Annotated in this window: 21 protein-coding genes; 1 reads left to right on the top strand and 20 read right to left on the bottom strand. The window is 63.1% G+C overall.

Annotation, left to right across the window (positions count from 1 at the left end):
• Nucleotides 1-76: 76 nt before the first annotated feature.
• The 18 genes from D6Z24_RS01080 to D6Z24_RS00995 all read right to left on the bottom strand — a co-directional run bounded on the left by D6Z24_RS01080 (nt 77) and on the right by D6Z24_RS00995 (nt 19,942).
• Entirely contained in the window at nt 77-1,219 is a 1,143-nt protein-coding gene (locus D6Z24_RS01080) for a hypothetical protein (RefSeq protein ID WP_129124690.1), read from the bottom strand.
• Between the two features lie 144 nt (nt 1,220-1,363).
• Complete coding sequence (locus D6Z24_RS01075; protein WP_129125396.1) at nt 1,364-1,792, bottom strand: NUDIX domain-containing protein; 429 nt, start codon at nt 1,790-1,792, stop codon at nt 1,364-1,366.
• 61 nt (nt 1,793-1,853) lie between these two features.
• On the bottom strand, nt 1,854-3,071 hold the full coding sequence (locus D6Z24_RS01070) for an argininosuccinate synthase (protein ID WP_129124689.1): 1,218 nt from the start codon (nt 3,069-3,071) through the stop codon (nt 1,854-1,856).
• A 59-nt stretch (nt 3,072-3,130) separates the two neighbouring features.
• On the bottom strand, nt 3,131-4,042 hold the full coding sequence (gene argF, locus D6Z24_RS01065) for an ornithine carbamoyltransferase (RefSeq protein ID WP_129125395.1): 912 nt from the start codon (nt 4,040-4,042) through the stop codon (nt 3,131-3,133).
• Nucleotides 4,043-4,111: 69 nt separating this feature from the next.
• Nucleotides 4,112-5,305, bottom strand: a complete 1,194-nt coding sequence (locus D6Z24_RS01060) for an acetylornithine transaminase (RefSeq protein ID WP_129124688.1) — start codon at nt 5,303-5,305, stop codon at nt 4,112-4,114.
• Nucleotides 5,306-5,476: 171 nt separating this feature from the next.
• A complete protein-coding gene (argB, locus tag D6Z24_RS01055) occupies nt 5,477-6,355 on the bottom strand; it encodes an acetylglutamate kinase (RefSeq protein WP_129124687.1) in 879 nt (292 codons plus the stop codon).
• A gap of 97 nt (nt 6,356-6,452) precedes the next feature.
• A complete protein-coding gene (locus tag D6Z24_RS01050) occupies nt 6,453-7,592 on the bottom strand; it encodes a hybrid sensor histidine kinase/response regulator (protein WP_129124686.1) in 1,140 nt (379 codons plus the stop codon).
• A gap of 235 nt (nt 7,593-7,827) precedes the next feature.
• Nucleotides 7,828-10,455 carry an alanine--tRNA ligase gene (gene alaS / locus D6Z24_RS01045; RefSeq protein WP_129124685.1) on the bottom strand — a complete coding sequence of 876 codons (2,628 nt, stop codon included), beginning with the start codon at nt 10,453-10,455 and terminating at the stop codon, nt 7,828-7,830.
• A 263-nt stretch (nt 10,456-10,718) separates the two neighbouring features.
• Entirely contained in the window at nt 10,719-11,180 is a 462-nt protein-coding gene (locus D6Z24_RS01040; RefSeq protein WP_129124684.1) for a regulatory protein RecX, read from the bottom strand.
• Complete coding sequence (locus D6Z24_RS01035; protein WP_129124683.1) at nt 11,181-12,338, bottom strand: type IV pilus twitching motility protein PilT; 1,158 nt, start codon at nt 12,336-12,338, stop codon at nt 11,181-11,183.
• Between the two features lie 3 nt (nt 12,339-12,341).
• Complete coding sequence (recA, locus tag D6Z24_RS01030) at nt 12,342-13,355, bottom strand: recombinase RecA (RefSeq protein ID WP_129124682.1); 1,014 nt, start codon at nt 13,353-13,355, stop codon at nt 12,342-12,344.
• 241 nt (nt 13,356-13,596) lie between these two features.
• Nucleotides 13,597-15,570: a sensor histidine kinase gene (locus D6Z24_RS01025; protein WP_129124681.1), complete on the bottom strand. Its 1,974-nt coding sequence runs from the start codon at nt 15,568-15,570 to the stop codon at nt 13,597-13,599.
• 47 nt (nt 15,571-15,617) lie between these two features.
• Nucleotides 15,618-16,844 (bottom strand): competence/damage-inducible protein A, encoded by a 1,227-nt coding sequence (locus tag D6Z24_RS01020; protein WP_129124680.1) that lies wholly within the window; start codon nt 16,842-16,844, stop codon nt 15,618-15,620.
• Nucleotides 16,841-17,293: a phosphatidylglycerophosphatase A family protein gene (locus D6Z24_RS01015; RefSeq protein ID WP_129124679.1), complete on the bottom strand. Its 453-nt coding sequence runs from the start codon at nt 17,291-17,293 to the stop codon at nt 16,841-16,843. Before D6Z24_RS01015 ends, D6Z24_RS01020 begins: the two co-directional genes overlap by 4 nt.
• A complete protein-coding gene (larC, locus tag D6Z24_RS01010; RefSeq protein WP_129124678.1) occupies nt 17,290-18,447 on the bottom strand; it encodes a nickel pincer cofactor biosynthesis protein LarC in 1,158 nt (385 codons plus the stop codon). The genes D6Z24_RS01015 and larC overlap by 4 nt, the downstream gene beginning before the upstream one ends.
• The gene (larB, locus tag D6Z24_RS01005; protein WP_129124677.1) at nt 18,444-19,199 is read right to left on the bottom strand and encodes a nickel pincer cofactor biosynthesis protein LarB; all 756 of its coding nucleotides are present in this window, start codon (nt 19,197-19,199) and stop codon (nt 18,444-18,446) included. The genes larC and larB overlap by 4 nt, the downstream gene beginning before the upstream one ends.
• A gap of 196 nt (nt 19,200-19,395) precedes the next feature.
• Entirely contained in the window at nt 19,396-19,701 is a 306-nt protein-coding gene (locus D6Z24_RS01000; RefSeq protein WP_129124676.1) for a BrnA antitoxin family protein, read from the bottom strand.
• Nucleotides 19,649-19,942: a BrnT family toxin gene (locus tag D6Z24_RS00995; RefSeq protein ID WP_129124675.1), complete on the bottom strand. Its 294-nt coding sequence runs from the start codon at nt 19,940-19,942 to the stop codon at nt 19,649-19,651. The genes D6Z24_RS01000 and D6Z24_RS00995 overlap by 53 nt, the downstream gene beginning before the upstream one ends.
• 142 nt (nt 19,943-20,084) lie before the next feature.
• On the opposite strand from D6Z24_RS00995, the gene D6Z24_RS00990 reads away from it, so the two are divergent.
• Nucleotides 20,085-20,837 carry an SDR family oxidoreductase gene (locus tag D6Z24_RS00990; RefSeq protein ID WP_129124674.1) on the top strand — a complete coding sequence of 251 codons (753 nt, stop codon included), beginning with the start codon at nt 20,085-20,087 and terminating at the stop codon, nt 20,835-20,837.
• On the opposite strand, the gene D6Z24_RS00985 is transcribed toward D6Z24_RS00990, so the two are convergent.
• Both D6Z24_RS00985 and D6Z24_RS00980 read right to left on the bottom strand, forming a co-directional pair.
• Nucleotides 20,834-21,598, bottom strand: coding sequence for a phosphatase PAP2 family protein (locus D6Z24_RS00985; RefSeq protein WP_129124673.1), 765 nt, complete (start codon nt 21,596-21,598; stop codon nt 20,834-20,836). The two genes, D6Z24_RS00990 and D6Z24_RS00985, sit on opposite strands and share 4 nt — an antisense overlap.
• Nucleotides 21,599-23,500 carry an LTA synthase family protein gene (locus D6Z24_RS00980; protein ID WP_129124672.1) on the bottom strand — a complete coding sequence of 634 codons (1,902 nt, stop codon included), beginning with the start codon at nt 23,498-23,500 and terminating at the stop codon, nt 21,599-21,601. It abuts the gene before it with no gap.
• Nucleotides 23,501-23,627 lie beyond the last annotated feature (127 nt).

The following is a 23,627-nucleotide window of genomic DNA, read 5'->3' as shown; positions in this document are numbered from 1 at the left end:
CGCAAAGAAAATTCATAAGGTTTACCCGTTACCGGTTTTACTTTGCGTCTCTGCGGCTTTGCGTTGAATATTGTTTTTACAAAACCTGCCCCTCGCCGTCGCCCACCTTGACCCATCCTTCGTCGTCGGTCCAGCGCAGCACCGAGTGCACCTTCAAAGGGACCCGCGAGCTTCTCGGGTCGAGTTCGTGGTAGAGCGGCAGGTTGAAGTAGTAAAGCCTCGTTCCCGTGCCGAACCTGAGCCGGCAGACCGGTGCGCCCTCGAAGTCGTCGCTGGCGAACTCACGGTCCTGGAAGGGGGACATCTTGTGGCGCGCGCTGATCGCCACGAAGGAAACCCCGTAACAGCTCTGGCAGCGCACCCCTTCGATCTCGCTTTCGTCCGAGCAGTTGCCGAAGACGGTCACCGTCTCGCGCACGCCGGGGGTGTCCTCCAGGAACTCGCCGTAGAAGCCGGTCAGCACCTCGCGGTAGGAGCGGTGCTCGGGCTTCGGGTTGCACTGGATCACGAAGAGGGCGTCGAGCGACTGCCTCATGGTGAAGAAGAGCCGGTTCGAGTGGTCGATTATCTGCTTGATGTTGGAGGAGTAGAGGTCCCGGTACAGATAATCAAGGCAGATGACCGTCATGAAGTTGAAGCAGGCCGGCTGGGCGCGGAACAGGTAGAAGTGCCGCCCCCGGTACAGGTCGTGGTCTTTGTCAAGGAACTCCTCGCCCCGGAAGGGGTGCGTCTTCGCCTCCAGAAAGACCCTGAGCCGTCCGTCACGCTCCTTGATGGCGATGCAGCACCAGTTGACCGGCATGCCCAGGATGTCGCCCGAGTCTATGTCGCGTTCCACGCAGTCGAGCGCGTCGGCGTTGTCCTCTTCGAAACGCCTGAGCAGCGCCCGGTACTGCTCCAGTCGGATCTGTTCGAGCCCGAACATGGTCACCGTGTTGGGGCGGAAACGCTCCTCGATGATGTTCAGAAGGTCGTCGAACCGGGAGAGCGGTACCGAGGTCTCGGGGAACATCAGGAAGTGCAGTCGTTTCAGGTTGCCGGAGCCTTCGGCGACCAGGTCGAGAACGCTGCGCACCAGGCGCCACTGCTCCTCGCCGTCGACGAGCGTGAACAGGTGCTCGCGGCGCTGCAACCGGTTCGGTATCTGCGCGATGAGGCAGTGCAGGTGATGACCCAGAGGGAAATCGAGCTGGACCTGTTTCTCGACGATCTTGACCATGGACTCATCCAGATGACGTAAGTTCCCTCTCCCTCCGGGAGAGGGCCAGGGTGAGGGCGACGGCAGTTGCAACTTCTCACTTCGCGGCAGCGCCCTCACCCGCCCTGCGGGCACCCTCTCCCAGAGGGAGAGGGGGGCAGCCTGTCAATTGGTTTCAAAGATCTTCGTGAGGATGAAGCGTGCGCCGGCGGGAATCTTGTAGTTCGGCAACTCCTCCGGCTCGACCCAGCGGGCCTCGGCCACTTCGTCCTTGTTGTGGTTCACGTCGCAGTAAAGCGGCGTGCACCGGTAATAGATGATGATGAAGTGGTAGTTGTCCTCTCCCGGCGTCACGTGTTCGAAGACGTCGATCAGGTTTCCCACTTCCACCTCGAGGCCGACCTCTTCCCAGACCTCGCGCTTGAGGGCCGCCACGATAGGTTCACCGAGGTCGATCTTGCCGCCGGGCATCACCCACTCCCCCTGGAAGGGGGGGACGTTCCTCTTGGTGAGGAGCACCCGGCCGTCGTTGTCGATGATGACCGCGACCACCGAAGTGACGATGTGACTCGCCTTGAAACCGTTTTGCTCCATATACACGGATAGGGGCACGAGTGTCTCGTGCCCCTATGAGCCTCCAGATACTTCCCTTTACCTACTTCTTGTTGGCCAGCATCAGGGAGCGGATCCTGAGCCTCAGCGAGTTCAGCTTGATGAAGCCTTCGGCGTCCGCCTGGTTGTAAACCTGGTCCTTCTCGAAGGTCGCGAAGTCGAGGTTGAAGAGGGAGTCGGACTCCGACTTCCTCCCCACGGTGCGCACGTGCCCTTTGTAGAGCTTGAGGCGTGCCACGCCGTTCACGGTCTTCTGCGAGTCGTCGATCAGGCACTGCATCATCTCGCGCTCCGGGGAGAACCAGTAGCCGTTGTAGATCATCTCGGCGTAGCGCGGGATGAGGGAATCCCTCAGGTGCATGACTTCGCGGTCCATGGTGATCTGCTCGACCGCCATGTGGGCTTCGCGCAGGATGGTGCCGCCCGGGGTCTCGTAGACGCCGCGGGACTTCATGCCGACCGAGCGGTTCTCGAGGAGGTCGACGCGGCCGATGCCGTGCTCGCCGCCGATGGTGTTCAGGTGGGCCAGAAGCTCGGCCGGGGACATACGCACGCCGTCGACGGCGACCGCGTTACCCTTCTCGAACTCGATCTCGATGTACTGCGGCTTGTTGGGGGCCTTCTCCGGCGCCTTGGTGAGCACGTACATGTTCTCGGGCGGCTCGAGCCAGGTGTCCTCCAGGATGCCCCCTTCGAAGGAGATGTGCAGGAGGTTCCTGTCGGAAGACCAGGGACGCTTCTTGGTGATCGGGATCGGGATGTCGTTTCTCTTCGCGTAGTTGATCAGTGCCTGGCGGGAGTTGAGCTTCCACTCCCTCCACGGGGCGACCACGGTGATGGCCGGGTTGAAGTGATAGTAGGCAAGCTCGAAGCGTACCTGGTCGTTCCCCTTGCCGGTCGCGCCGTGGGAGACGGCATCGCAACCCTCGATCTTGGCGATCTCCATCTGGCGCTTTGCGATGAGCGGACGGGCGATGGAGGTGCCGAGCAGGTAGGAACCCTCGTAGATCGCGTTGGCACGGAACATCGGGTACACGAAGTCGCGCACGAACTCCTCGCGCAGGTCGTCGATGTACACCTTGTCGGCGCCGGTCTTGAAGGCCTTCTCGCGTACCGGCTCGAGCTCGTCGCCCTGGCCCAGGTCTGCGGAGAACGTCACCACCTCGCAGCCGTACTCGTTCTTGAGCCACTTGAGGATGATGGAGGTGTCAAGCCCGCCCGAGTAGGCGAGGACGATCTTTTTCACTTCTTTCTTTGCCATGGGTTCTCCTTTGGTCGTTGATCGGCGGGCCGTCCCTTTCGGGTATGGCCTGTCTGTTCTTATTTCATCAGGGTGGCCATGATGGCCTTTTGCACGTGCAGGCGGTTTTCGGCTTCGTCCCAGACGACGGAGTTTGCGCCTTCGATCACGCCGTCGCTGATCTCCTCGCCGCGGTGCGCGGGGAGGCAGTGCAGCACGAGGGCGTCCTTCTTGGCGAGGGCTAAGAGGTTCTCGTCCAGCTGGTAGCCAGCGAAGACCTTCTCGCGGATCTTTTGCTCCTCTTCCTGTCCCATGCTGGCCCAGACGTCGGTGTTGAGGACATCGGCGTCTTTCGCGGCCTCTTTGGGGTCGCGGACGACCACGATCTTGGAGGTGCCGTTCTTTTTGGCCCACTCGAGCACCTGCGGGTTCGGGTCGTACCCTTCCGGGCAGGCGAGGGTCAGGTCGAAGCCGAAGATGGCCGCGGCCTCGATCCAGGAGTTGGCCATGTTGTTGCCGTCGCCGATCCAGGCGAACTTGAGCCCGTCGTAGCTCCCCTTGTGCTCGATCACGGTGAAGACGTCGGCCATGATCTGGCAGGGGTGGTGCAGGTCGGTGAGGCCGTTGATGACCGGGATGGAGGCGTATTTGGCGAACTCCTCGACGGTCTCCTGGGCGAAGGTGCGGATCATGACGCCGTCGCAGTAGCGTGCCATGACGCGCGCGGTGTCCTTGATCGGCTCGCCGCGGCCCATCTGGGAGTCCTTGCTGGAGATGAAGAGCGGGTGCCCGCCCAGCTGGTACATGCCGACCTCGAAGGAGATCCTGGTGCGGGTGGAGGACTTCTCGAAGATCATGGCAAGAGACTTGCCCTTCAGCAGGTGGTGCTCCTCACGTTTCTTGGTCTTGGCTTTCAGATCCTTGCAGAGGGCGAACATGGCGTCCAGTTCGGCCTTGGTGAACTGGCTCAGGGCCAGGAAGTCTTTTTTCATGTCGCGGTTCTCGCTTCTCTTTTTTTGATAGTGCCGGATGTGGGCACCTTGCAACGTCATCGCAGCTCTTTACAGCGCGGCCAGGATCTCGGTCAGTCCTGCGATCATCTCGTCCACTTCCTTCTTGCCGACGATAAGCGGCGGAACGAAACGGAGCACCTTCTCCTGGGCGCAGTTCAAGAGGAGCCCGCGGGAGAGCGCGGTCTTCACGATGTCGCCGCCGGGGATGGCGAGCTCGACGCCGATCATGAGGCCGATGCCGCGTACATCCTTTATGAGGCTCGGGAACTTCTTGTGCAGTGCCTCCAGCTCGCCCATCAGGTACTCGCCCATCTCCTCGGTGTGGTTCAGGATACCTTCCTCCTGGATGGCGCGAATGGTGGCGACGGCCGCGGCGGTGACGAGCGGGTTGCCGCCGAAGGTGGATCCGTGCGTGCCCGGGGTGAAGGATTCGGCGAGCCGGTCGGTGGCGATCATGGCGCCGATCGGGGCGCCGCCTGCCAAGGCCTTGGCGAGCGTCATGATGTCAGGGGTGATGCCGAAGTGTTCGTGGGCGAACATCTTGCCGGTACGCCCCATGCCGACCTGGACCTCGTCGAAGATGAGGATGAGGTTGTTCTCGTCGCAGATCTTGCGCACTTCCTGGAAGTAGGCGGCGTCGGGAACGACCACGCCCCCTTCGCCCTGGATCGGCTCCAGCATCACGGCGCAGGTGCAGGGGCCGATGGCCTCCCTGAGTGCCTGGGCGTCGTTGAAGGGGATGTGACGGAAGCCGTGCAGGAGCGGATCGAAGAACTTCTGCACCTTCTCCTGGCCGGTGGCCGACACGGTCGCCATGGTGCGGCCGTGGAACGAGGAGATGGCGGTGATGATCTCGTAGCGGTCGACGCCGTACTTCTCGCGGCTGTACTTCCTGGCGAGCTTGATGGCCGCCTCGTTCGCCTCGGCGCCCGAGTTGCAGAAGAAGGCCTTGTTGGCGAAGGAGAGGTTGCAGAGGAGCTCAGCGAGCTCGATCTGGGTCGGGATGTTGTAGTAGTTGGAGCAGTGGATCAGCTCCGCCGCCTGTTTGGCGAGCGCCGCCGTCACCTTCGGGTGGCAGTGGCCCAGGTTGTTGACGGCCACACCGGCGAGGAAGTCGAGGTAGCGTTTGCCGTCCGCGTCCCAGAGGTAGCATCCCTCGCCCTTAACCGGCACCAGCGGGTACCGGCCGTACGTCTTCATGATATATTTGTCGCCCTTCTCGATCCATGCGGATGAATTCATAACTTACTCCTTAGAAGCCGTTCTACGTTCTACGTTCTAGGTTCTACGTTGAAACCGGAATCAGAACGGAACGGCAGTCAAAAGGTTGTGTCGCAGGATCTCCACCACCGGCGTCCTCACGGCAGTTAACGTAGAACGTAGAACTTAGAACGTAGAACGGCAGTTAAGCCGTTAAGCCTGTATCTCCGTCCCGATTCCGACGTTGGTGAAGATCTCCAAAAGGATGGCGTGCTCGATGCGGCCGTCGACGATGTGGGCCTTCTTGACCCCTGCGGCGAGCGCGTCGGTGCAGCAGGTGACCTTCGGGATCATACCGCCGGTCACGGTGCCGTTTTCGATCAGCGCGGGGACGTCGGCAAGCGGAATGCTCGAAAGAAGCTCCCCTTCCTTGTCCTTGACGCCGGAGACGTCGGTCAGAAGAATCAGCTTCTCCGCCCCGAGCGCCGCAGCGACCTTGCCGGCCACCACGTCCGCGTTGATGTTGTAACTCTGCCCGTCGCGACCCACACCTACCGGTGCGATGACCGGTATGAAGCCACCCTTCTCCAATGCCTGCAAAATGGCGGGATTCACTTCGACGACATCGCCCACGAAGCCGATGTCGACCATCTCGACCCCGCCGTCCTGTCGTCGGACTTCCTGGAGCAGTTTCTCGCAAACAAGCAGGCTGCCGTCCTTGCCGGAGAGACCGGCGGCACGACCGCCGTGCTGGTTGATGTAGCCCACCACCTCGCGGTTCACCTGGCCGGTCAGCACCATCTCGACGACACCCATGGTCTCCGCGTCGGTGACGCGCATCCCCTGGACGAACTCGGACACGATGCCGTAACGCTTCAGTGTCTCGTTGATCTGGGGACCGCCGCCGTGCACTACCACGGTGTTGATGCCGATGTATTTGAGCAGGATTATGTCAAGGGCAAAAGACTTTCTGAGCTTCTCTTCTGCCATGGCGTGACCGCCATACTTGATGACGATGGTCTTTCCGGAAAAGCGTCTGATGTAGGGGAGCGCCTCCATGAGAGTGCTCGCCTTTTCTATGAGATGCTGCATACGTGCCTCTTCCAGCGTTAATTAGTGCACAGAAAGTCGTTAATATAGCAGATAGAGGGAAATAATCAACTTCAAACAGGGCTAAGACTGAAGGTTATCAGGGGCTTTGGCTGGCTGTGTTGGGAAGGGTGATCACGACGCGGGTGCCGACGTTCTCTTCGCTCTCGATGCTGATGCTGCCGCCGTGCATGCGGATGAACTCGCGGGCATAGAAGAGACCGAGTCCGAAGCCGCGCACCTGGCCGGTACGGTCGGCGTCGACCTGGTAGAACTTCTCGAATAGCTTGGGCAGCTGATCCTTGGAGATGCCGATGCCGTTGTCCTCGACGCTGATCTCGCACTGCCCTTCGGCGTTTCTCATGTTGACGCAGACGACGCCGTCTTCCCTGGAAAACTTGATGGCGTTGTCGATCACCTGGCGCAGGGCGAAGCTGATCTTGTCGCGGTCCAGCATGAGCTCGGGGATCGTATGCTGCGTGATGTGCGTGGTGACGCCGGGGCGCGCGGCAATGATGTGCGCCTCGTTCAGGATCTTTGGGAGGAGCAGGTTCAGGGTGCACGGCTCGAGGTGCAGACCTCCGCCGCTGTCCATGACCGAGGAGAAGGTGAGGAGGTCGGTGACGAGGTTGCCCAGGTAACACGCCTCGTTGTAGATCAGCTTGATGTGCTCCTTCGCACCGTCGTCGGCGGGATCGATGACCCCGGAGGCGAGGTTCTGCAGGAAAAGCGAGATCGAGGTGATCGGGGTGCGGAACTTGTGGGAGATGAGCGAGAGAAAGACCGTCTTGAAACGGTCGAGGTTTCTCAGGTTGGCGATCTCTTCCTTGAGCGCCTTCTTGACCAGGGCCTTCTCGATGGCGCTTTTGAGCTGCAGGAGGTTGAGCGGCTTCGTGATGAAGTCGTCCGCGTCCGCCTTCAGGGCCTTCAGGATGAGGTCCTTGTCGGCGAAGCCGGTCATGATGATCACCACCATGGTCGGCTCACGCTCCTTGAGTTTCTTCAAAAGTTCGATGCCGTCCAGCCTCGGCATCATCACGTCGGTGAGGATCACGTCGATGCCGCCGCGCAGGAAGATCTCGTACGCCTCCTGGCCGTCCGCCGCCTCGACGATGTCGTAGCCGTTCAGGACCCGCTTGCACAGGTCGCGGATCACCGCTTCATCGTCGACGAGGAGAACGGTTTTCCTTTCCCTGTCCTGCAGGCTTTCGAGACTTTGGTTGGAGGTCAGTTCGAGCATGGGGTGTCCCGGGTTATGCTGGATTTACGGGCCTGTCGTTAAAAGTAGCAATGGCTTCAACTGCTTACCCCTCTCCCTCCGGGAGAGGGTGCCCGGAGGGCGGGTGAGGGAGGCGCCACAGGCATCGCCCGAGCCGATTGCACTGAACCGGCAGCGCCCTCACCCTGACCCTCTCCCGGAGGGAGAGGGGATTGCAGACGTCTGTAGCGGAAGATCATAGGGGTTGGAACTGGCCCTACCCCACGATGTTGTACACGGCCTCGAGCGCCTCGGCGAGGTTCTCGGGCTTGGAGCCGCCCGCCTGGGCAAGCTCGGGCTTGCCGCCGCCGTTGCCGCCGACGATCGGGGCGATCGCCTTGATGATCTCCCCGGCCTTCCAGCGCCCGGTGAGGTCTGCGGTGACGGCGACCAGGAGGTTCGCCTTAACGCCGTCGGCGGTGCCGAGCACGATGATGCCGGAGCCGATCCTGTCCTTCAGCGTGTCGGAGAGCTCGCGCATCGCTTTCGCATCGCCGTCCACCTTCACGGAGAGGATCTTGACGCCGTTTTGCTCACGCACCTGCTGAACGAGGTCGGCGGACTTGGAGGCATTCATCTTCGCCTGCAGCGCCTCGAACTCCTTTTGCAGCTCGCGCTGCGACGCGAGAAGCTTCTCGACGCGGTCGAACACGCTCACTCCCTCGGCCTTCAGGAGCGCGGCGACGCTTCTCTGCTCGTCTTCCATCTGGTGCACTACGGCGAGCGCGCCGTTGCCGGTCTGCGCCTCGATCCTCCTGACACCTGCGGCGATACCCGCCTCGGAGATGATCTTGAAGAAGCCGATCTCGCCCGCGCCGTGTACGTGGGTGCCGCCGCAGAGTTCGGCGGAGACCTCGCCCACGCGCACCACGCGCACCACGTCGCCGTACTTCTCGCCGAAGAGGGCGGTGGCGCCGCCGGCAAGCGCCTCGGCTGCCGGCATCTCGCGGGCGTCGACGGTCGCGTTCCCCATGATGTGGCCGTTCACGATGGTCTCGACCCTGCGGAGCTCCTCCGCGGTCATCGGGCTGAAGTGGGTGAAGTCGAAGCGGAGACGATCCGGGCTCACCAGGGAGCCTGCCTGCTTCACGTGGTCGCCCAGCACTTCCCTGAGGGCTGCCTGCAGAAGGTGGGTCGCGGTGTGGTTGCGCGCGGTGGCGGCGCGCCCTGCGGTTGCTACCTTCAGGTCGACTGCCTCGCCGTTACGGACGTTGCCGGAAACCACCTTGCCGCGGTGCACGATGAGGTCGGTGAAGGGGCGGCTGGTGCTCTCCACCTCGATGTGCGCGGAGCCGGTGGAGATGACGCCGGTGTCGCCCGCCTGGCCGCCGGATTCGCCGTAGAAAGGGGTCTTCGCGGTGACGATTTCAACCTCGTCCCCGGCGTTCGCTTCCTCGACCAGGACGCCGCCCTTGATGATCGCGTTGATGGCGGAATACGCGGTCTGCTCGGTGTAGCCCACGAACTCGCTCGCGATCCCCGAGCCGTGCAGTTCCTTGTAGATGGCGGCAAGACCTTCCTCGCCGGACCCCTTCCAGTTCTCCCTCGCCTTCATGCGCTGCTTTTCCATGCAGAGGGCGAAGCCGTCCTCGTCCAGGGTGAGCCCTTCGGCCTCGACGATGTCGGCGGTGAGGTCGACCGGGAAACCGTAGGTGTCGTACAGCTTGAAGATCACCTCGCCGGAGAGGACCTTGTCCCCCTTGGCCTTGAGCGCGGCGGTCTCCTCGTTCAGGATGGCGAGGCCGCGGTCGAGGGTCTCGATGAAGCGCTCCTCCTCGGCCTTGATCACCTTCTTCACGTAGTGCTCGCGCTCGAGCAGTTCCGGGTACGCATCGCCCATCATCATGTTGACGGCGTCGACCACGCGGTAGAGCATCGGCTCGGAGACGCCGAGCATCTTCGCGTGGCGGGCGGCGCGGCGCATGATGCGCCTGAGCACGTAGCCGCGACCCTCGTTGGAGGGGAGCACGCCGTCGCAGATGAGGAAGGTGGTGGCGCGGGAATGGTCGGCGATGACGCGCATGGAGACGTCGTCCTTCTCGTCGTCGCGGTACTTCTTGCCGCAGATGGTCTCGATGTGGCGGATGATCCCTTGCAGAAGGTCGGTGTCGTAGTTGGAGGTGACCCCCTGCATGACCGCGGAGATACGCTCGAGGCCCATGCCCGTGTCGACGGAGGGTTTGGGCAGCGGCGTCAGGGTGCCGTCCTTGTCGCGGTTGAACTGCATGAAGACGTTGTTCCAGATCTCCATATAGCGGTCGCAGTCGCAGCCGACGGCGCAGTCGGGCGAGCCGCAGCCGGTGCCCGGGCCGTTGTCCCAGAAGATCTCGGAGCAGGGGCCGCAGGGGCCGGTGTCGCCCATGGACCAGAAGTTGTCCTTTTCGCCGAAGCGGTAGATGCGCTCGCGCGGCACCCCTTCCTGGTTGTGCCAGATGTCGGCGGCCTCGTCGTCGTCGGTGTAGACCGTCACGTAGAGGCGATCCTTGGAGAGGCCGAGTTCCACGGTGAGGAATTCCCAGGCGTAGGCGATCGCGTCTTTCTTGAAGTAGTCGCCGAAGGAGAAGTTGCCGAGCATCTCGAAGAAGGTGTGATGGCGTGCGGTGCGGCCGACGTTTTCGAGGTCGTTGTGCTTGCCGCCGGCGCGGACGCATTTCTGCGAGGAGACGGCGCGGATGTAGTCGCGTTTCTCAAGTCCTAAGAAGACGTCCTTGAACTGGTTCATCCCTGCGTTGGTGAAAAGCAGGGTGGGATCGTTTTTGGGGATGAGGTTCGAGCTCTCCACCAGGGTGTGACCCTTTTTCTGAAAGAAGTTGAAGAACTGCGCCCGGATCTCTTTGCCTGTCATAAAAAAACCTCAACTGAAATGGGATATCTAAAGCTATGTGACTTGCGCGCGTTGCTGGAGCTGTGAGTGAAGCATTCTGCCAGTCGTATCGGCTTATGCCAACTCTCCCTCGCCCTTCGGGAGAGGGTCGGGGTGAGGGCGTCTGTTAGTCGGTACCGATGCTGCGCGGCTGCATTGCCTATGGCACAGCCCTCACCCGGCCTTCGGCCACCCTCTCCCGGAGGGCGAGGGTATGGACTGGGCGAATAAATAATGCCCGCCTTTCAATCCTCCTGCGCCCTCAGCTCTCTGAAGATCGCGGAGAGCGAGAACCCTTTCCTCTGCAGGTAGCCTACGATGCGCCGCTTTTCCTTGTCGCTCGCGGTCGCGGGGTCGAAACCGGGATAGCGCCGCGCGATGGTCTGCGCCAGGAGCTCCCGCTCGCTGTACTCGCCGGAAAGCTCTTCGAGCACCTGGCTCACGATGGAGCCGGACACGCCGCGCTTGGCTAGTTCCAGCTTGAGCCGCGGGCCGACCCCTTTCCCGTTTCGAAGCGCCGACGAGGCGAAGGCGCGCGCGAAGCGAAGGTCGTCCTGGTAGCCCAGTTCCTTCATCCGGGCCACGGCCGCCTCGCTCTCCCCTTCCTCGTACCCCTTGCCGGAAAGCTTCTTTCTGAGCTCCGCCTCTGAGTGGTCGCGCAGGGTCAGAAGCCGCAGGCAGCAGTCGAGCGCCGTGCCGCGCTGCACCTAGTACTTCTCGATGACCAGCTCCTTGTCGCCACCCTCCGCCGGAGCTTCCTCGTCGGTGAAGGTGTCCCAGTTGGAGTCCGAGGTGGACGAGATGCCGGATACCTTGAGGGCGAAGTCGTCGGGGTTGCTCGACTGGCGCATGGCCTCTTCATACGTGATGAGTTTCCTGGTCAAAAGCTGCATGAGCGACTGGTCGAAGGTCTGCATGCCGTAGCTCGTGTGCCCCTGGGCGATGGCGTCCGGGATCTGCTTCGTCTTCTCCTTGTCGTCGATGCAGTCCCTGATGCGGGCGGTGCCGATCATGACCTCGACCGCGGGGACGCGCCCCTTGCCGTCCATGCGCGGCACCAGGCGCTGCGAGATGACCCCTCTCAGAATGCCGGCCAACTGCATCCTCACCTGCCTCTGGTGGAAGGGGGGGAAGACGGAGATGACGCGGTTCACGGTCTCGGCGGCGTCCAGGGTGTGCAGGGTGGAAAGCACCAGGTGCCCGGTCTCGGCCGCGGTGAGTGCCGTCTCGATGGTCTCGTAGTCACGCATCTCGCCGACGAGGATGACGTCCGGGTCCTGCCGCAGGGCCGAGGTGAGCGCCTTTCCGAAGGTGAGCGTGTCGAAGCCGACCTCGCGCTGGCTGATGAGGCTCTTCTTGTCCTTGTGCAGGTACTCGACCGGGTCCTCGATGGTGATGATGTTGCAGGTCCGGTGCTCGTTTATGTAGTCGATCATGGAGGCGAGCGTCGTGGACTTGCCGCTTCCGGTGGTGCCGGTGACGAGGATCAGACCGCGCTGCTCGAGGGCGAGCTTTTTAAGGACCGGCGGAAGGTTCAGCGTTTCCAGTGTGGGGATGGCGATCGGGATGGCGCGCAGCACCATGGCGACCGTGCCGCGCTGGGCGAAGGCGTTGACGCGGAAACGCCCGAGCCCCGGGACCCCGTACGAGAGGTCGACCTCGTAGCTCTCTTCGAAGATCCGCTTCTGCCGATCGTTCATGATGGAGAACGCCATGTTCCTGACCGCCTCGCTGGAGAGGCGTTCCGCGTTGGGGATGGCGCGCAGGGATCCGTCGATCCTGACGATGGGGGGAAGCCCCGCCTTCAGGTGGATGTCGGACCCCTTGGCCTTCATGGCTATGCCGAGGATCTCGTTGAGGGTCATGGCTTAGGCTGCGCCGGACGCGGCGTCTTGTTGCGGTGCGGTGAGTTTTTCCCTGATCTCGGCGAGGATCTCCGGGTGCTCCTTGAGGAACAGTCGGGAATTCTCGCGCCCCTGGCCGATGCGCTCCTTGCCGTAGGAGAACCATGCGCCGCTCTTCTCGACGACGTTGCGTTCCACGGCGAGGTCGAGAACGTCCCCTTCCTTCGAGATACCCTCGCCGTAGAGGATGTCGAATTCGACCTCTTTGAACGGGGGGGCCACCTTGTTCTTGACCACCTTGACGCGGGTTCTCGAGCCGATCATGTCGTTGCCCTGCTTGAGCGCCGCGATCTTCCTGATGTCCATGCGCACCGAGGCGTAGAACTTGAGGGCGTTGCCGCCGGTGGTGGTCTCCGGGTTGCCGAACATGACGCCGATCTTCATCCTGATCTGGTTGATGAAGATGACGCAGCAGTTCGACTTGGAGATGATGCCGGTGAGTTTCCTGAGCGCCTGGGACATGAGGCGTGCCTGCAGGCCCATGTGCGAGTCGCCCATGTCCCCCTCGATCTCGGCCTTCGGGACCAGGGCGGCGACGGAGTCGACGACGAGGACGTCGATGGCGCCGGAGCGCACCAGGGTCTCGGCGATCTCAAGCGCCTGCTCGCCGGTGTCGGGCTGCGAGACGAGGAGGTCGTCGGTCTTCACGCCGAGCTTTCTGGCGTAGCCGATGTCGAGGGCGTGCTCCGCGTCGACGAAGGCCGCGATGCCGCCCAGTTTCTGGGCCTCGGCGATGACGTGCAGGGCGAGGGTGGTCTTGCCCGAGGATTCCGGTCCGAAGATCTCGATGACGCGGCCGCGGGGGACGCCCCCCACCCCGAGTGCGAGGTCCAGGGAGAGGGAGCCGGTCGGGATGGCCGCCACGTCGGGGAGCGCCTCCTCGTTGCCGAGCCTCATGATGGCCCCCTTACCGAACTGTTTTTCGATCTGGCTCATCGCCAGGTCCAGGGCCTTTTCCGCTTTTTCCTTATCGAGCATCGTTTTATATCTCCTTCGCCTTTCCAGGCGGTTTTTGGGTCTGGTTTTTCAGCCAATCACACATAGCACAAGTAAAACCGCAAACGCAAGGTTCAAGGGCAAGTTCTACGTTCTATGTTCTACGTTCTACGTTGAAACCTTAAAAGCCCGGGGTTCAGCCTGACGGGGACATTCATTTTTCTGCGCGCTTGCCCCAGGAGCCTCCAACGTAGAACGTAGAACGTAGAACGTAGAACGTCTTCTAAAACAGCGCCGGCTGGATAAGTTCCTGCTCGAGCGGGAGCACGAGGAAGAAGGAACTCCCGTCGCCGCTCTCCACCCATACCATGCCGCCGTGGGCCTCGACCATCCCCTTGACGATGGCAAGGCCGAGCCCGGCCCCGCGTCCCTGCCGCCGCCCGCTCGAGTGGTGCCGGATCTCGCCGACCTCGTAGAAGATCTCGAAGACCCGCTGCTGCTCGTCCAGCGGTATGCCGATGCCGCCGTCGCGCACCTCGACCTCCAGATAGCAGCGCTCGCCGCAGCGCCTCAGGAACTCGGGGTTGAAGCGGGTGAGCGTGCCGGAGCGCACCGAGAGGGCCTCGTGGTCGACGACGCGGCCGGTCACCACGATCTCGCCCCCTTCGGGGCTGAAGCGGATCGCGTTCAGCAAAAGCTCGTAGAAGACCCGCTCCAGGTAGGTGCAGTCCCCCTGGAAGAAGGGGAGATGATCGAGGTCGCGCAGGGTGATCGCCTGCCCGCGCTCCTCGAAGAGCGGCTGGAGCTGGTCCAGGAGATTTTCGAGCAGCAGGCGCAGGTGGATGGCGCTCGTCTCGAGTCCCTCCCGGCGCGCCTCGAGCTTGATCAGCTTCAAAAGATCGGCGACCAGCGCCTTCAGGCGCAGGCTCCCGTCGCGTACCATCTCGAGCACCTGGCAGGCGTCTTCCTGTGAGACCCATTCCTGCTGCAGCAGGTGGTCGACGCCGGCGACGATGCTCGTAAGCGGCGTGTTGAACTCGTGGGAAACCATCCCGAGAAACTGGTTCTTCATGCGATCCAGGCGGGTCTGCTCCTGGTGCGCCTGCTCGATGAGGGCGAGGTTTTGTTTGAGTTTCGTCTCGGAGAGGGAAAGACTGTGGCTGCTTTTCTCCAAAAGCCGGTGCGAGCGGAGCAGCTCCTCGCTCTTCCACTTGAGCTCGTCGAAGAGCCGGACCTGCTCGATGATGTTCCCCATCTGCCTGCCGACGCTCTCGAGGAAGCGGAGCTCCTTCGGGCCGTAGTTGTGCGGGACGCGGTGGATGAGATGGATGAAGCCCAAAAGGCGCTCCTGCGAGCGGATCGGTATAGAGGTGAGGCTCCCCCAGCCGTTGCAGGCATCGGCAAGCGGCGCGACGCGGACTTCGCGCAACCGTTCCGGGTCACCCTCCACGCTCTCCATGATCACCCGCTCGAGTTCGGCGGAGGCCTCTCTCGACGCGCAAAGTGCGGGGGAGGGGGCCTCCGGCGTGGAGATGTGCAGCGTCCCTCCCTCGGCCTGGAAGCGCTCCATCAGCTCCAGGAGGGTCTCCTCCTGCACCGTCTTCAGGTCGGTCCCCTGGCTCATGCCGGCGAGCATGTTGTTGAGGATGGAGAGCTCGCGGTTTCTCTGCCAGATCTCGTGCTCGGTGCGCCGCTTTTCCGTGATGTCGCGCAAAAGACAGTGCGCCACCTGCTCGTCGCCGAGGTCGATGAGGCGGGCGTTTATCTCGCCCATGAAGAGGGAGCCGTCCTTTCTCCTCATCTGGGCGCAGTCCCAGTCCGCCTTCCCCTGGCGCACGAGCTGGTAGATGAAGGTGCGCAGCCGGTCGTGTTCGGAAGGGGCGAAGATGTCACGCACCTCCATGGAGGCGAGCTCCTCCTTGGTAAAGCCGATCAGCTCACGCCCCAGGCGGTTTTCTTCCTGCAGCAGCCCGGTCTTCACGTTGAAGATGAAGATCGCGTTGCCCGCACCCTCGAGGAGGCTCTTGTAGCGCCGGGCGCTCTTGTGCGCCTCCTGCTGCATCTCGTCGATCTCGCGGCGCAGCCCGTCCACCATGCTCGTCTGGCGCTGCCTGAAAAGCGCCACGAAGCAAAGGAGCACCGTCGCCAGCGACACCGAGACGCTGAAGTGGAGCCACCCGGGCAGCGGCGTGTACTGCTCGATCGAAAGGAGCAGCAGTTCGCAGGCCACTATGAGTAGGAGCGGTGCAAAGTGCACGGCGATCCCCCTGGAGGGTGTGATGGCACGCCTGGGGCGGCCGTTAGCTAATGGAGGGTGAGGAGGTGTCTGCGCAGCCAATCCAGTGCGGTAAAGGTGGTTATGGAGCGGACGCGGGTCCGGTCTCCCTGGAAATTGAAACGTTCGGCGCGGCATCGGGCAGCGTCGGCGATGCCTATGTACACGGTGCCGACCGGCTTCTCCGCGGTGCCGCCGTCGGGTCCGGCGATGCCGGTCACCGAAACGGCGAGGTCGCTCCCCGCGGCCAGTCGCGCCCCTTCGGCCATGGCGCGCGCCACTTCCGCGCTGACCGCGCCGTGCTTTTCAATCAGCTCGGCCGGCACGCCGAGCATGCGGGTCTTCGCGGCGTTGCTGTAGGTCACGTTCCCCTCGAGGAAGTACGCGGAGCTCCCGGCCATGGCGGTGACCCGGGAGGCGATCATCCCGCCGGTGCAGGATTCGGCGAGTGATAGCGTCACCTTCTTCTCCCTGAAAAGCCGTGCGAGCACTTCATCCATGGTGTCGCCGTCCTCGGCAAAAAGGAACTCCGCGAGGCGCTCACGCACCGCAGCCGCCGTTTTGTCGAGAAGCGCCGCGTCCGCTGCCGCGGCCCGCAGGATCACGTGGATCTCCGGGTATTTGACGCAGTAGGCGAGCTGCACCGGTCCGTTCTCGGAGAGGGCCCCCTCCAGGCGCTCCGCAATGGCCGCCTCGGGGATGCCGAAAAGCTTCAGGGTGACCCGCCGCCACGGTGCCGGAAGCCTTTTCCCCAACTCCGGAAGGATCGTGTCGGCGAGCATCCGCTCCATCTCGAACGGGACCCCGGGGAGGAAGGATACCTCCGCCCCCCCGATCTCGACCGTGAAACCGCAGGCGGTGCCGAGCGGATTCGGAATCAGGCGGCACCCGTGCGGGACAAGGGCCTGGCGCCGGTTGGACGGGTGCAGCGGCCGGGCGATCCTCTCCTCGAAGCGGGCAAGATGGTCGAGGGCCTCCTGCGAGAGCTCGAGCGGTACCCCCGCAGCACGGGCCGCCGCCTGCGCCGTGTAGTCGTCGGGGGTGGGGCCTAACCCGCCGGTGGCGATCACCGCGTCGCTTGACCCGGCAAGCTCGACGATCGCCTCGACGATGGCATCCTCGTCGTCCGGGACGGTGACATGCCGGAAAACGCGCGCGCCGCCGTCATAGAGCCGGTCCGCGATGTGGGCCGCGTTGGTGTCCACCACCTCGCCGGTGAGGAGTTCGTCGCCTATGGAGAGGATGGCGACTCTCACGGCAGTAACCTCAGGACGAGGTGCGTCGCGGCGCAGGCGTAGACGCCGGCCGCGATGTCGTCCATCACCACGCCGTAGCCGTTTTTGAGCGACCGGTCGAACCAGCGCGCCGGCTGCGGCTTCAGGATGTCGAAGATGCGGAACATGACGAAGCCGGTAAGAACCCCGATCCAGGTGGCGGGGACCGCGATCATGGTGACGAGATACCCCGCCACCTCGTCGATGACGATCTTTCCGGAGTCGTGCTCGCCCCAAAGCTCCTCACCGAAACCGGCGGCCCAGCAGGCGAAGAGGGTGAAGGCCGCCGTGGTCAGAAGGTAGAGCGACAGCGGCATGCGCGAGAGAAGCAGGAAGAAAGGGATCGCCCCCAGGGTCCCGACCGTCCCCGAGGCGAAGGGGGCGAAGCCGGTGCCGAACCAGGTGGCGGAAACGATTACGAATTTTTTCATCCCTTGCAGCACTCCCTTTCCACGATGCGGTAGACATCGATGAGCGGCATCCCCTTTTCCAGCGCGACGCTCCGGCACGATTCGTATTCCGGCGTCACCCGCCCGTCCCCCAGCACCTTGACGGAGACGTGCCCGACCGAGGTCTCGCGGGTCTCTACGCGGCGCTGCGCCACGATGCGGCGCGCCGGGTAGTAGCGAAGGCCGATGGCGCTCGACTCGGATAACACGATGCCGGAGAGGCGTTCGAGGTCGGCAGGCTTGGCTATCACGGTGAGCCTCGTCCCCGGGCGGTTCTTCTTCATCTGCAAAGGGGAGAAGGCGACGTCGAGGGCGCCCGCCTCCAAAAGCCGCTCCATCAGAAAACCGAAGATCTCGGCGGGCATGTCGTCGATGTGGGTCTCAAGGACCAGCACCTCCTGCGCCGCCCCGGGCGTCGTTTCCTCACCCAGCACCAGGCGAAGCAGGTTCGGCAGTTCCGGAAAGTCCTTCTCCCCCGCGCCGTAGCCCGTTCCCTTCACGGTCATGGCCGGAGGGGGACCGAAGCCGTCGGCGAGTGCCGCGACGATGGCAGCGCCGGTCGGCGTCACCCGTTCGCCTTCGCCGATGTCGGGCCCGACCGGAATCCCCTCCATGAGCCTTGCGGTGGCAGGTGCCGGGACCGGGAGCAGGCCGTGCGCCGTCTTGACGAAGCCGCGGCCGTAGGGGAGCGCCGAGGCGCAGACCCGCTCGATCCCCAGATAGTCGAGGCCGATGGCGGTACCGACGATGTCGACGATGGAGTCGATGGCGCCCACCTCGTGGAAGTGCACCCGCTCGAGCGGCACGCCGTGCACGGCGGACTCGGCCTGGGCGAGACGCAGGAAGATGCGCCCGGCGAGCTCCTTCACCCGGGGCTTCAGCCCGGACTTCTCGATCATCGCGGCGATGCCGCTGTAGTGGCGGTGCGGCTGGTCCGCCTCGATGCAGGTCACCTTGAAGGAGGTGCCGGCGACGCCGTGGCGCTCCGTCTTCTTCGACTCCAGCGTGTAGCCCGAGAGCGGGAGCGCGGAGAGCTCCTTTTGCAGCGTCTCGAGAGGAAGACCTAGCTCGATCATGGCGGCCACGGTCATGTCGCCCGCGATACCGGCGAAACAGTCGAAATACAGAACCCTCATCCGTGCACCCTGTTCATGAGGCTCGCGGCGTAGGCCGCCCCGAAGCCGTTGTCAATGTTCACCACGGTCACCCCGGCGGCGCAGGAGTTCAGCATGCCCAAGAGGGCGGCGACACCGCCGAAGGAGGCGCCGTAGCCTACCGAGGTCGGGACGGCGATGACCGGTTTGTCCACGAGTCCGCCCACCACTGAGGGGAGCGCCCCCTCCATGCCGGCCACCACGATGATCACCGCGGCTTCGGCGAGCGTGCCCCGTCGCGCCAGCAGCCGGTGCAGTCCGGCGACCCCCACGTCGTACACCTTCTCCACCTCGTTCCCCATGAGCTCTGCGGTCAGCACCGCCTCGGCCGCCACCGGGATGTCGGAGGTGCCGGCGCAGACCACGAGTATCTTGCCCTTTCCGCGCCGCTCCACCGGGTGCTGCTCGATGGTGAGCGCGCGCGCGTCGGCATGGTAGACCGCCTGGGGGAAGGACTCCATGAGCTTCGCCCCCTTGGCGCGGTTGACCCGCGTGGCGAGGACGTTGCCACCCTTGTCTAGCAGCGCCTGGATGATGGTGCGCATCTGGGGGATACTCTTGCCCTGTCCGAAGATGACTTCAGGGAAGCCCTGGCGCAGCGTGCGGTGGTGGTCCACCGTGGCGCAGCCCAGGTCCTCGAAGGGGAGGTGCTTCAGTTTTTCCAGGGCGTTCGCCACGTCCACCGAACCGTCTCGCACGTCCTGTAATATCTTCTCAATCGTTTTGCTTTGCATGAATCCGGTACTGCCTCCGCAGGTTGAAAAATAGCATTAAGGCTAGCATAGAAACTGCTGCTGCGCTGCTAAAAAAATGTGATTTTGGAAGGGGCGGGGGATTTTTCTGTCAAAGCGGGCCATTTATGCGTGGATGATGTGACAAATCGCCGTGTTAAAAGGGAAAATGCCTACGGGGATGGAGTCGGTGTCGGACTCAGGACGGCCCTGTTCCTTTCTTGGAAGGCGCACTCATGCCGTCTCTCTTTCTCTGTGCTTCCATCACGCTGCGCAGGATCCGGTTGGCCCGCGTCTGATACCCTTTCCCCCCTTCCTTGAGCCATAACACCACGTCGGAATCAAGCCGTATCGTGATGGCCTGCTTGGCGGGGGTCAAGGTAGCCTTCTCGAAGAAATCGTCTCCCAGTTCCGGAATGTCCGAGTAGTCGATTTCCTCGTCTCTGATCGCATCAACTCTTGCCCAGTCTGTTGGCGACGGTGCTTTCGAATCTCTCTTTTTCACGATTGTTCGCCTTTCTCAGTGAAATTATCCGTATCGTGTCGGTGCCCCTGCAAGCGTACACAGCAACCATGACGCGGTTTTTGATGTAGCCCATGACAATGAAGCGGGGTTCCCCATAGTCTCTGCGTTCATCCCTGATCTCGAGGTGGTTTCCCAGAAAGATCTCAGCAGCGTCGGCAAAGTCGCAGCCATGCTTCGCCAGGTTTAACGCGCCTTTTCTGTCATCCCAATCGAACCTCATTGCCTGCCTCATTGTATGTACAGGTGTAATTACAGTCAAGTGGCGGTTCCACTGGGAAGGGATTATATCGCATTTATGTTTGCGCATCGGCGCCCCCTGTTGTAGCTTTTGAGCCTGTTTGAGCCGGGAAAGGAGGACGGATATGGAAGACATGGAGAACGGGATGAAGGTGGCGCTGGTGACCGGTGCCGGGCGCGGCATCGGTTGCGGGATCGCTAAGAAACTGCTGTCGGAGGGGTATGCGGTGGTGCTGGCGGACATCGACGGGGCGTCGGCGGACGGCGCCGTAGCCGGGCTCGCCGCGCCGGGGCGTCTGCTTGCCCTGCAGGCGGACGTATCGGACGAGCAGTCGGTGCTCTCCATGGTGGAACGGAGCGTCGAGCGCTTCGGTCGCCTCGATCTGCTGGTGAACAACGCCGCTCTCGCGGGCGCCCACGCCGCCCCCGTGCACGAACTCACGCTCGAGCAGTGGAGCCGGGTCATCGCCACCAACCTGACCGGCGTCTTCCTCTGCACGAAGCACGCGGTCCCGCATCTGAAGAAAAGCCGCGGCAGCATCGTCAACATCTCTTCCACCCGCGCCCTGCAGTCGGAGGCGGACACCGAGGCGTACTCGGCAAGCAAGGGGGGCGTCTTGGCGCTGACCCACGCCCTCGCCATGAGCCTAGGGGCCGAGGTGCGGGTGAACTGCGTCAGCCCCGGGTGGATCCACAACGGCCCGGATTCCGAGCTGCGCCGGGAGGATCACGCCCAGCATCCGGTCGGCCGGGTGGGACGTGCCGAAGATATCGCTGAACTCGTCGCGTACCTCGCCTCGTCCCGCGCGGGGTTCATCACCGGGCAGAACTTCGTCGTCGACGGCGGCATGACCCGCAAGATGATCTACGCCGACTAGCCCTCCTCACTCCCCCTCGAGTACTTCGCGACCACAGGCGGCGCCGCGGGAAGGGGAGCTTCAGCCCGTGGTGCCCTCAGCAGATACCGGTAAGGAAGGTACAGGAAGAGCGGGATGAGCCAGCAGATGATGGCGCTGTAGAAGTTGTGCGACAGGAAATGCGCCCCGCGCGCCATCTGGCCGTAGGCGTAGATGCTCCCGAGCACCCCTCCCGCCGCGAGCGACGACAGCGCGAGGCGCCTTCTGCGGTCGCGCCAGGCGAAATACCCCGCGAAGAGCGCGAAGCCCCCCGAGGCGTGGCCGGCGGGAAAGCAGTTTCCGGGTGCGCACGCCTGCGGCGGCGGCTCGGTGAGCCGGGTGTAGGGAACGCTCCCGCCGTAGCGCGTGACGTCCCACGGACAGTGCCTCCCGATCCCCTTCTTCATCAGGGCCACGCTCGTCGTGCTTAGGACGATGACAAGGGCCAGAAAGAGCAGGGACCAGCGGTCGCGGCGCAGGCACTGCCAGCGCCATGAGGCGAGCCAACCGGCGAAGGAGCCCGCGGTGATCAGGATGATAAGTTCCTTGCCGCGCTGATGGATCAGCCACTCAGCCCAAAAGGAGTGGCGCGCGGGCCAGACTCCGGCGGAGAAGTCGAAGAAGCGGTCGGCCAGTACCAGGTCCACGTCGGTAACTTCGCAGAAAATGGCGGCGGCGAAAAAAAGAAAAAAGGGTACGGCTAGGTGCCGTACCCAGAACTTTCCGTCAAGTTTTGCATGCATCTAGTGAATCCGGTTCAGCCTGTGCTGGTAGATGTAATCCGCACCCTGGTAGTAGGCGAGCATGTCGGAGAGCATGTCGTCGGAGACCGGCTCCGGTTGCGCTTTCCCGCTCTTTCTGTCCACCTTGTACTGAGCCGCGTACTGCTGGGGGCCGAGCACGAGGAGCCTGTCCTCGGTGAGGTACCCAAGCTTCTGGTAGGTCGATACGAAGGCGCGCGGGGCCCGGTCGGAATCCTTCAGGACGTCCCGCCCCAGGAAGTCGCTCTTATAGCTCATGTTCATCAGGCCGAGGACGGTCGGCGCCACGTCGATCTGGCTCATCATCCTGTCGACGCGCGCGGGTTTCACGTGGGCCGGGGAGTAGACGATGAGCGGGATCTCGTACTTCTTGATCGGGATGTCCGTTTTCCCGGCGCTGCTCGCGCAGTGATCGGCCACGATGACGAAGATGGTGTCCTTGAACCACGGCTTGCTGCTTGCCTCGGCCACCAGCCTCCCGATCGCGTAGTCGGCGTACTTGACCCCACCCTTTCTGCCGCTCTTGGAGGGGATGTCGATGCGGCCGGCGGGGTAGGTGAAGGGGCGATGGTTCGAGGTGGTCATCACCATGGAGAAGAACGGTTTCTTCGCCGCGTAAGACTTGTCTCCCTCACGGATCACCTTGCGGAACAGGTCCTCGTCGCAGGCACCCCAGACGTTGGAGAAGGTCACCTCGTTCTGGGCGAAATCCTGCCGGTCCACGATGGAGTAGCCGTTGCCGGAGAAGAAGGCATTCATGTTGTCGAAGTAGCCGTGCCCCGAGTAGATGAACTTGGACTCGTACCCCTTCCCGTTCAGGATCTCGCCCCAGGAGCGGAAGCCGCCGTTGTTGGGGCGCTTGACGATCGACGTCCCCGGCAGCGGGGGGATGGAGAGGGTGAGTGCCTCCAGCCCGCGGATGGTGCGGGTGCCGTTGGCGTAGAGGTTGGTGAAGAGAAGCGACTGGGAGGCGAGGCGGTCCAGGTTCGGCGTCAGGTGGTCCTTGTTGCCGAAGACGCCCAGGTACTCGCCGGAGAGGCTCTCCTCGGTGATCACCACCAGGTTCAGGTGCTTCTCCGGACCTTCGCCGCGGATCTCCCTCGTGAAACGCTCGGACTTCGGGTTGGCGAAGCTGTTGTTTCTCTCGGCCACCAGGGTCCTCAAGCGCGCGTTCACCTTGTCCTGTGGGAGGGTACGGTAGAACCTCGTGAAGGAAAGCTCGTTGTTGATGAAGGCCGCGAAAAGGTTGTAGACCCCGTTGCCGGCGATCTCGTTGGCGAAGTTGTTCTGGGAAATCGCCGACTGCGAGACGTTGACCACGCCGTAGGAGAGAAGCGGAGCGATGAGCAGCAGCGCGCCGAGCCTGTGGTAGGCCCCGTTGAAGGTCATCTCGGCGCCGCGGGCGATGGCCCTGCGCAAAAACCAGGAAGCCCCGACGGCGATCGCCCCGATGCCGGAGAAGATCACCGGAAGGGGGTACGACTCCTTGATGTTCCCGATCACCTCGGTGGTGTAGATCAGGTAGTCGACGGCGATGAAGTTGAAACGCGTACCGAATTCGTCGAAGAAGAGGTACTCGGCGCAGATGTCGAAGACGAGCACGCCCACGAACAGCGCGAAGAGCACCCGCACGGCCCGGATGTGCCAGCGGTGCGTGGTGACCCGGCGCGGCATGACGATGAGGTAGAGTGCCAGCGGTATGAGGGCGTAGGCGAGCGTGGCCAGGTCGAAGTAGAACCCGGTGCAGGCTGCCTTGAGGATCAGGGAGAGCTTCAGGCCCGCCCCCTTGGGGGCCATGCTCAGGAGCATGATGCGGATAGCGGCGTTTACGGAAAGGAAGGTGCAGGAGACAAGGGCGACCAGGCCCAGTCGGCGTTGCGGCATGTATTAAACCTCACAATTGTCGTGATATGCGCCACAGAGCATACGACAAGACGCCTTTCCGGAAGATTGCAGACGGATGACATTTTTGTCATCTGTGCCCCCGTGCCCCCTTAGGCCTCTCCTTCCG

The sequence above is a fragment of the Geomonas oryzae genome, assembly GCF_004117875.1.
Classification (GTDB): domain Bacteria; phylum Desulfobacterota; class Desulfuromonadia; order Geobacterales; family Geobacteraceae; genus Geomonas; species Geomonas oryzae.
This window is presented reverse-complemented; position numbering and strand designations above follow the sequence as displayed.